Consider the following 9727-nt stretch of genomic DNA (forward strand, 5'->3'; position numbering starts at 1 on the left):
TTGACTGAGGTACTTACGCCCTTGGAGTTTTAGGGAGTAGGGAGTAGGGAGTAGGGAGTAGGGAGTAGGGGGCTCGGGTGTGGGAAGGGGGCTGCTCAGAGCTCATACCCTTATGAGCCCCCTCGACCTCTGGTTAAGATTTCCCTAATTGGGATACTTCTGATTAGGCAGTTACTAACTCGGGTTCGGGTTCAGGACGCTTGCTGTTACGAATACCACTAATTGCCTCTGCGTAATCTGGTGCCTTGAATACAGCCGAGCCAGCCACAATCGCATTTGCTCCAGCTTCTAGCACTTGCCAGGTATTGTTGACCTTAAGTCCCCCATCAACTTCAATCCAGGGAGAAAGACCACGCTCATCACACATCTGACGCAGTTTGCGGATTTTTGGCACAACTTCTTTGATAAAGCTTTGACCACCAAAGCCAGGATTGACGCTCATAATCAGGATCAAGTCACAGACTTCTAGGACGTACTCAATTAAATCCAAGGATGAGGAGGGGTTAAGTACAACACCTGCTTGCTTACCCAATTCTTTAATCTGACAGAGAGTGCGGTGCAGATGGGGTGAAGCGTTGTGTTCAGCATGAACGGATATAATATCAGCCCCTGCCTTAGCAAAGTCTGCGACATACTTTTCTGGTTCCACAATCATCAAGTGGACATCCAGTGGCTTTTCGGTAATCGGGCGAATGGCTTTAACAACTAGAGGACCAATGGTGATGTTAGGGACAAATCTACCATCCATTACATCAACATGAATCCAATCAGCCCCTGCGGCATCCACAGCCTTAATTTCTTCTCCCAGTCGGCTAAAATCAGCTGACAGGATAGAAGGGGCAATAACAACTTGCTTTTGGGATAGGGTGTTGCTCATGATTGGAGGTGTTCTCCTGGAAGCTTATTTTTTAGTATTTTAACAAAATCTTTAGATTTTCCCTAACGAGTTGTTGTAATGCTGACCTACTTAGTGAGCACTGGTCACCAGACCAGTTGGCTATAAATCAGCCCATACCTACGGATGCTCACCCCTAGCAGGTCATGATGAAACTTTTGATAACATGGGCAACAGTTAGTCAGTCTGTAATTTTATGCAGCTGCCTTGCTCAAACGATAGAATATCCTGCTTTAATAGAATTTTGGAGGAAATATGGCGTCAAATCCCCAAGCATCTGCATATACTCAGAGCAGCACCAATGAAACTACCCTGGAGGATGAAAAACAGCTGAAAGTAGACCTCAAAGTTGACAAACCTGGTGCTATAGCCAAACTCACTGCTCCTGAGCCAGGACTGACCCAACCGTGGCAAGAATGGTTGCAAACTCTTACAGAAATTTTGTCACAATTGCCGGAATATATCGGCGGATTTGTTAGCAATTACCAAAAACCCTTGCTTACCGTTGGTCTTTTGCTGGCTGGGTTCATTACTGTTAAGGTCACGTTGGCGGTGCTGGATGCAATTAACGATATTCCCCTGATGGCACCGTTGTTTGAATTAGTGGGTATTGGCTATACCATCTGGTTTGTAGCTCGTTATCTACTCAAAGTCGAAACACGCCAAGAATTATCAGGGGAGATTCAATCCCTTAAAGGTCAGTTTATAGCTAAAAAGTGATATCTAGTTTGGTGGCATTAGCCCTTGTCAGGTGAGGAGTATAAAAAATAGGGCATGGACAATTGTCTCAATTGCTTTCCATGCCCTATTCCAGTAAATTAGTTTGACTAAATTAGTTTGACACTCCCCGGCCTAAAGGCGCGAGGATTATTTAGAGGAGGTACCCTTTTGGGGCATTGCTCGTAACAACTACCAACATGGGGTTGATAGTCCACTTGGCGGTGCCAATTGCCTCTACTCTCTCCGACAGAAATGTCATTGAGTCTACTTTTTTTTTGAAGTACTTTGATTCGCTTTCCGAAAAGACTCTTGCGTGGCATTGGGCTGGAATTGGAGTCTTAGACCGAGTCCCCATTTCGAGTAACTACCATTTAACCAAGGCGTCCCACTGCTGGGAGTTTCACCCTTCCTTTTCCCTTCATTGCGTTTTCTGATATTCTAGCACAAAGCCGTCCTAGAAGGACGGGGTTTCAGACCCATTTTTTTTTGATGAAAGTAAATTGGTGTTGTTTGGCTGTAGCTCCTTGTAGCTATACTAATTAATACCTATCACTTATTGATCAATAATTAGCGGGATTGATTGGATAATAAAATTCAAACCTCAACTTGCTGAAGCACTGCGCAGGGCTTGAGCTGCTAGATAGAGTTTGTTCCATTCACCCATCACCTGGTTAGTTCTCCAGTTAAGATCGTTAGCGATCGCTTCGAAGGTATGACCAGCTTTCATCTTATCCAGCAACTGCTGTTGTTCAGGGGTCAGTTTTTGCTGATATTCTTGCCATTGCCTTGGGGTTAGTCCAAACCTGTGCTCAGTGTAGGATGTTTCCAGCCAACTGGCTACTAAGTCTGGCTGGCCTTTTACCCCATTGATGGAAAAGACACGAATGGCATGGTAGCTAATTTTTTCCCGTAGACGATAGACCTTCTTGATCGGCCAATTTAGGCGACGAGCGATCGCCTCTTGAGATTGACCTTGCAAGTAAAGTCGCAGCCATTGGGCCGCCTCAGACCCTAAGTTTTTCTCTAAGTAAGCCTCAAATTCCTTAGATACGGACATCCTTAGGCTTTGTTTGTCTTCCCAAGCCTGCTTATGTTGATAATTAGTAATGGCTTGGTTATCCAATAGACTTACTGGGGCATCGGTTTCCCCTTCCGGGTTGATTGACTCTGACACTAAACGTACCATGTCTCCTTCTGGCACATGGGTCATACCGCCACGTTGAGACCGACGCAGAAAGTTGACAAACCGATAGACAACTAAGGGCTGGTTGCGAATCGGGCGCAGACAATACTCTTCAAGAGTAGTTAATAATAAAGCATTGCGCAGCGGTTCTTCCTTGGTACATTGTCTAATCCAGGCAATTTGCTTTTGGATATAGCGATCGCTATTTAATAATTCCTGAATCACTTCTTGGAGAACATCCACCACAGCCCTTTGGCGATCGCGACTTAGGGACACCCAAGTGCGGATTTTATTGCGTAAGGTAACTAGACTAGCTAAGCGGGTGGTCAAATTGCGATAGCAACGTTCTGGTGGCACCCCCAAGTAACGCTGTTGCAAAATTCTGTAACGATACTCCATTGCTTGGACAGCGATTACCAGTTTGCTCTGAGTGAGAGTGTCAAACCCCTCTTTATCTTCTCCAATTAACCACTGTACAATACTGGAGCTGGTGGCTGGATTTTGGTTGGGACAGTCACTCAACAAGCGCGACTGCCATTCTCTTTCCAGTTTATCCGCCAACTTTGCCATGACATTGCACTCCTTGGATCCCTGTTTTAAAGTTTGCATGACAACCCTCCCTGTTTCTACTCACTCGAAGTGGGTAGTGACTGCTTTCTATTTGACCACTAATTTCTAGGTATTGGAAGTGATCAAACTCCCATAACTACGCTTACGAAAGTCACACCAGTAGGATGATAGATAGCACGCCTGTCTGGAGATCTAGATCCTCTTTTAGATGTGTTCTAGATCACAAGCCCTAAATAGACTTCTGGGACATCCAGCAAGTTTTAGCTTCGTAAACTAGGGTAAGCACCACTATTTAGATATCACTGAGAATGATATGAATTATGCTGATAGCAGCCAATTGATATACCGTCACAGTATCTTCATAAGTATTTATCAAGCTTTTAGTTTAAAGGTGTTTCACCAGGGTAAACGCATCTTGTTGGGTAAGCGGGGGTAGTTCTCAATAAACCTAGCCTTATTGTGCTTATTGACAATTATTTTTATACATATAGTGTTTATTTAATTTGAAAAACACTATATATAGGATTGAAAAAATTAGATGGGTTTACCCTGGGTGTTTCACTGATTCGTCTACCCTGATAATCTAACCCTGACGATTTAGCTGAGTACACCCGATATCCCGGTAGCTCTTGACCTTAGGGATTACTATTTAACATACCTTCTTGAATCAGAGGAAATGCTCATACCTAATATTGAATATATCAGAAAACGCCCATCAGATCAGCTAACTTGATGCTGAAACAGGCACCCTGGGAATTTTACACAGGTTGGAATTACCGCTGTGCCTATGAATTCTATCCTCCAAGCTAGTCAACTGCTAATAGGTAAATCAGGAGTTCCCCATAGACAGTATATCCACCCAGACCTATCAAACGTCTGTAATTCTGATATCCCCGTTCGCCGTTGGCGGTTACCTATTGGCTAAAACCTTTATTTTTCCTTTGAGCTGGGTAAGTCCTGACTGTTTTGAGAAGGGAAACCTGATATCTTGATAAAGATACTTGTTTTGATCACTATACTTGTTGAGTTAATCATGTCTGACCCATTGTCTCCTGAGGTAAGCGATCGCATTTGTAAGCACATGAACGATGATCATGCTGATGCTGTGGCACTGTATGCTCAGACTTTCGGTAATTCGCCTGATACAGAAGAAGCAGAAATGGTTTCCATTGATCCTCAAGGCATGAATATAATCACAAAAGTCAAGGGGGAGTCTTCCACTGTGCGCATTACGTTTGATCATGTACTTAAAGATTCTGAAGATGCTCACTACACCTTAATTGACATGATCAAACAAGCAAGGCAGTCAGTAAGCAACCTGAAGGGGTGACAAGCACGCCTTGAAGCGCCTTGTTGTCACCCCCTCAGGTCACTAACTTTCACTCCCAGAAAAGGTTGAAGATTCACGCTTACCCTTTAGGCAGGGTGAGCTTCAGCATGCCGTTGTGATATTCAGCTTCAACCTGATTTCTGTTAATCTTGGCTGATATTGGAATAACCCGTTTGAATTTCCCATAGCGTAGTTCCGAGCGTACCATACCTCTTCCTTTAGTCCTAGCTGCTGATTTGCGATCGCCACTGATGCAAACAGAGTCTTCGGTGAGTTCAACATCAAGGTCTTTGGCTTCCATGCCTGGAATTTCTAGTCTGAGGTAAACGGCTTTAGGAGTTTCTTCGATCTCTGCATAGGGCATAAACGTCATCCCTGGAAATCCTCCCTCGTCGCTATTCATGAAATGGGTGAGTCGGCGGTTGAGTTCCCGATGCACACTTTCTAGATCTGGCAGATGTTCCGAACGAGTAATAGCCATTATGGTTATCTCCAACTATCCAGTTTTTTTAACCTTCACCTCTAATTTCCGCCCAGTTTATTGTTGCCCAACTAGCCACACTCTAGATAGAAGAAAATTCCAGACTGGCAGGAATTGATTCACAGAAAATCTTAGGATGTTTGGAAGCCCCGTCTATGCACAAGCGCGGTGCTGACTTTAGTATCTGATTTTACTGTTTGGGCTGCGGTGAGCAGATGTTACTCTTTTGAGATCTACTTTTTTGAGATCTATTTTTGAGATCTATTTTTTGAGATCTAATTATGAGTATTTATTTCTAATAATCCTATTATAACTAAATCTTATAAAAACTGCTGGACGGTTTGACAAACTTGTTTAATATTTTTAATACTAATTTAATATTTTTAATACTTAGAGCCTTGATTTAACACTCTATCATGGCCTAATTAGCTATTTATGCATCAAGACAGGGAATAAGCAACTTGGGATCAGGGAACTTTGGCTCAGGAGACAATACCCCATAGGGAATACGCCATAGGGAATACGCCAAAAATACTGTGTATCTCATTAATATGAGAACCGCTCAATGAAATACTCACAGATTTCCGAAAATGCCTAAAATTGGGGATCCTGTCACTTGTCTCTGGCAGAGAAAACTACAGAAATGCGATGCTCCAAAAGAGCCGCTGCGGGATTGGCCGTAGGCCACGCTAAAAGCGATTGACCTTTGGTCACGCTACGGGATTGGCCATAGGCCACGCTAACAGCGATTGACCTTTGGTCACGCGGGGCGCGTTCGCAACTACAGTTGAGATTCCCAACTTCTCCAAGCAGCCAGGAATCTTCCCAAAATCGGTTCACCAAAGCTTTTGAAACCCTTCAGGCTCAGAATCCAGAAAATCCAGAAAGTAATAACATTGATCGGAATCATCCGGGAAAATCGTCCAGCCTAAACTCATTAAATTTGGTATAAATTGTAACTGAAAAAAAACATTCAATTGATTTTTAGCGATGCAGCGCGGTCTTGGGGGTTTCCCCCACTCGCGCTTTGCATGGCTGACAGTGAACTTCGTAAAAACTCCGGTCAAAACCCGTACATTAGTCCTATTGAGTCCGAGATTTTGGCTTACTTTGAGCAAGATAAACAGAAGTCGTTGCCTTCCCGTAGCGTCGGCAAAGCCGCATCGCAATTAAGAGCTGATTCGTAACGTAAATCTTAAGAAGTCTGAAAGCCTTGCTATGATTGTCTTTTGGTTATTAAATAGTTCACTTGTTCTAGTTTAGCGCAAGCCTTATCCTACCAGGGCTATTTTATTCTGGATCTAGGTAACGAGTTTAGAGGCTTTCAGGCATCCCATACCTGAATTATCGAAGCCTGAAACGACGTATCCTCGTCAATGCATAAAATATTGTAATTTAGAATGAAATAGCCCTGCTTATCCTACAAGGATTACAGCGAATTTACGAATCAGCTCTAAAATTTCCAGCTTTATCAAATCACAGAATAAATAATCTCTGGGTTATTGATAATAAATGCAGGTTGACATTAATCAAACTTAAATTATTCTGAATATATAGCACTACGCACTAAAGTTAGGACATTGATACAAGCAGAAAAAGCTGTTGTAGTAAACTTTAGCATGCATGCCTCTTGCCAATGCCATTGCACGTAGCGCTATAATACCATTTTATCTAAGCTAATAGTGATGATCCGTAGAAACAGCTACAGTAACGCATATTAAAACCATAATTCCTAGATAGCCAGAATTAATGACCAATGACTAATGTAAGAAACTACCCAAAACTTCAGAGCTGCTTCGCTAAACTAACACCTAAAAACCAATTTCCAGGTGCTTGCACATCCTCACTATACAAAAATTGTTCGAAGATTTGTTTGAACTCCTCTTTAGAAATCGAACTATCAAGATTGAGATCGAGAGTTTCAAAAGCTTCCTCTATATGAGTTGTATCGATTTGGTAAGCTTGATAAAATAGTCTAAGTTCATCTATCACAATTTTGCCATCTTCATTGCCATCAATGAGCTTGATAAAGGCTTCATAAAAATCATAATCCAAACGCTTATCGAGGCATTCTAACCATTCACTGAGTTCAATCTGACCATTCCCATTTAAATCAACTAAATCTTGTAACCATTCTCCAAAGCTGATCCAGGAGAAATACAAAAACTGATAATCTTGACTTCCTGGTTTCCAACCCCGGACTTGGGCAATATTCTCGACAGCTTGCTCAAAATCAGCCAGCTCAATCACCCCATTTTTATCGAAGTCTAAGATGTTAAACAAATAGATTAGTTTGCGTTGACGTCGCTTGTGCGCCACAGTAGATAGGCGTGAGTTGGTAATTTGGCTCCAACTGAAAGCAGCGGCTCCCAGTATCAGAAATCCACCTACCCAGTAGGGCCAGTTAGGTCCAAGGGCTTCAAATAGAAATCCCGCCCAAATCGCTCCAGTTAAGCTGGCTAAACTGCCAATAGATGTCGCTAGTCCGAGGGTTTTTCCCTGCTGCTTAGCTCCAGCCAATTGAGAAATTAAACTGATGTTTGCTGGATTAGCAACAGCTTGACCGCACGTGGTAAAAACCATTGCCCCTAGCAACAAGGGTAAACTCGTGGAGAAAGAAATCAGCAGTAGCCCTACGCCAATACTGATTAACCCCCAAATTAGTAATTTAGCCTCTGGGAACCATCGGGTCAGGGGTCTCATCAAGCCAATTTGGGTAGTTGCCCCTAACATGCAGCAGAAGATCATGAGATAGCCATACTGTCGAGGTCCCCACCCGAACTGATGCTCGCACCACAGAGGGAAGATTGCCATAGAACCTATTCCTGCAAACATTGCTAAGAAAACGATACCGATTAGGGTACCCAATAGCGGTCGTCGTAAAACCTCAATACCACTCATCAACAGCCTCTGGGGTTCCCAGCTTGTTTCAACTGTCCCTAGTGACTTTGGCGTCCTTAAACTCGGTAAAGCAATTACAGCAAAGCATAGCGTCAGCAGTGATACTCCAGCGGCAGCAAATCCTGGTAAACGGAAGTTAGGATTGTTAGGGTCGGCACCGACTAACAGACCACCGATAGCTGGACCTAGCAGATAACCAAATCCAGTCGCTGCTTCTAAAAACCCCAAGCTACTAGTCCGATTCTCAGGTGTAGTTATGTCTGTAATATAGGACTGAGCAATGGTAATACTGGAACTACTTGCCCCAGCCAAAGCCCTAGCCGCAAATAACATCCACAGGGAATTGGCTAAACCAAACCAAAGACAGGAAAGACCACTACCAGCTAGATTTAGCAGTAATGCTGAGCGGCGACCGATGCGATCGCTTAAACTACCCCACAGCGGTGAACCAAATAGCTGCATGAATAGGAACACGCTGACCAGGAGCCCAATTCCCATCGGTGATGCACCAAAAGACTGAGCGTAGAAAGGTAGCAGGGGAATGACGATACCATAACTAATGGAATCTATAAATACACTCGCGCATAAAACGAGCATCAACCCACGCTTATTGTCTTGGGTTTTCATGGAATGTCTTGAATGTATACTCAATTTAACTAGAACCGGAAAAGCTCCACCTCAAGAGCCCGATAGGGTGAGCGTGGAACCGAGCTTACAAGAGCCAGACGTAGGTTCCGGCGACAGCCCCTCATCTGTTTAAGCTCGAAAAACTATGACCCCTAAATAAACTAGGTTTTCAGGGTACTTTTATCATAGTAAAGCATGCTAATCGCATCTTAATCGAGTTATAAAATTGCAATAACCTGGCTTAAAATTTGACTACACAATTCGGGCTCTCAACTGAACTTCCGCTTGGATTGGATATCTAGTTTTTTTTCAAAAATATGAGGTACAGTATTTATTGGCGCTGATTGCCTTTAAGAACTTTTTAATTATGCCCTCTGGCTTATAGCAGAAGTCAGAAATCAGAAGTCAGAAGTCAGAAGTCAAACTCTTGCGCTTACTTAGGTTTGAGACTTTTGTCATGTCCTAACTGCCCTGGCGACTGCTATAAAAGGATAAGCCAAGTACCTCACCAAAATGATAATTGCTATATTGCCCATAATTCCTAAATAGCCATAATTAATGACCAATGACTAATGTAACAAACTACTCAAAACTTTAGAGCTGCTTCGCTAAACTAACACCTAAAAACCAATTTCCAGGTGCTTGCAGATCCTCACTATACAAAAATTGATCGAAGATTTGTTTGAACTCCTCTTTAGAAATCGAACTATCAAGATTGAGATCGAGAGTTTCAAAAGCTTCCTCTATATGAGTTGTATCGATTTGGTAAGCTTGATAAAATAGTCTAAGTTCATCTATCACAATTTTGCCATCTTCATTGCCATCAATGAGCTTGATAAAGGCTTCATAAAAATCATAATCCAAACGCTTATCGAGGCATTCTAACCATTCACTGAGTTCAATCTGACCATTCCCATTTAAATCAACTAAATCTTGTAACCATTCTCCAAAGCTGATCCAGGAGAAATACAAAAACTGATAATCTTGACTTCCTGGTTTCCAACCCCGGACTTGGGCAAT

General features: G+C 42.8%; 9 protein-coding genes. 2 read left to right on the forward strand and 7 right to left on the reverse strand.

Going from position 1 to position 9727, the window contains the following annotated elements; translation table 11 throughout:
- Nucleotides 1–163 precede the first annotated feature (163 nt).
- Nucleotides 164–877 (reverse strand): ribulose-phosphate 3-epimerase, encoded by a 714-nt coding sequence (gene rpe, locus F6K46_RS02740; RefSeq protein ID WP_293052113.1) that lies wholly within the window; start codon nt 875–877, stop codon nt 164–166.
- A 273-nt stretch (nt 878–1150) separates the two neighbouring features.
- On the opposite strand from rpe, the gene F6K46_RS02745 reads away from it, so the two are divergent.
- On the forward strand, nt 1151–1615 hold the full coding sequence (locus F6K46_RS02745; protein ID WP_293021868.1) for a CAAD domain-containing protein: 465 nt from the start codon (nt 1151–1153) through the stop codon (nt 1613–1615).
- A 601-nt stretch (nt 1616–2216) separates the two neighbouring features.
- On the opposite strand, the gene F6K46_RS02750 is transcribed toward F6K46_RS02745, so the two are convergent.
- Entirely contained in the window at nt 2217–3407 is a 1191-nt protein-coding gene (locus F6K46_RS02750; RefSeq protein ID WP_293021870.1) for a HetZ-related protein 2, read from the reverse strand.
- A 994-nt stretch (nt 3408–4401) separates the two neighbouring features.
- On the opposite strand from F6K46_RS02750, the gene F6K46_RS02755 reads away from it, so the two are divergent.
- The gene (locus F6K46_RS02755) at nt 4402–4698 is read left to right on the forward strand and encodes a DUF2470 domain-containing protein (RefSeq protein WP_070393148.1); all 297 of its coding nucleotides are present in this window, start codon (nt 4402–4404) and stop codon (nt 4696–4698) included.
- Nucleotides 4699–4777: 79 nt separating this feature from the next.
- Here F6K46_RS02755 and F6K46_RS02760 read toward each other — a convergent pair whose 3' ends face one another.
- The 5 genes from F6K46_RS02760 to F6K46_RS02780 form a co-directional block, all read right to left on the reverse strand.
- Entirely contained in the window at nt 4778–5179 is a 402-nt protein-coding gene (locus F6K46_RS02760; RefSeq protein WP_070393149.1) for an Hsp20/alpha crystallin family protein, read from the reverse strand.
- A gap of 612 nt (nt 5180–5791) precedes the next feature.
- Entirely contained in the window at nt 5792–5917 is a 126-nt protein-coding gene (locus F6K46_RS02765; protein ID WP_293052121.1) for a hypothetical protein, read from the reverse strand.
- A 98-nt stretch (nt 5918–6015) separates the two neighbouring features.
- The gene (locus F6K46_RS02770) at nt 6016–6348 is read right to left on the reverse strand and encodes a hypothetical protein (protein ID WP_293052124.1); all 333 of its coding nucleotides are present in this window, start codon (nt 6346–6348) and stop codon (nt 6016–6018) included.
- Nucleotides 6349–6964: 616 nt separating this feature from the next.
- A complete protein-coding gene (locus F6K46_RS02775) occupies nt 6965–8707 on the reverse strand; it encodes an MFS transporter (protein ID WP_293052127.1) in 1743 nt (580 codons plus the stop codon).
- Nucleotides 8708–9301: 594 nt separating this feature from the next.
- A partial coding sequence (locus F6K46_RS02780; protein ID WP_293116738.1) for an EF-hand domain-containing protein occupies nt 9302–9727 on the reverse strand: 426 nt, incomplete at its 5' end.

It is taken from the genome of Moorena sp. SIO3E8 (assembly GCF_010692445.1).
In the GTDB taxonomy this organism is placed as follows: Bacteria; Cyanobacteriota; Cyanobacteriia; order Cyanobacteriales; family Coleofasciculaceae; genus Moorena; species Moorena bouillonii.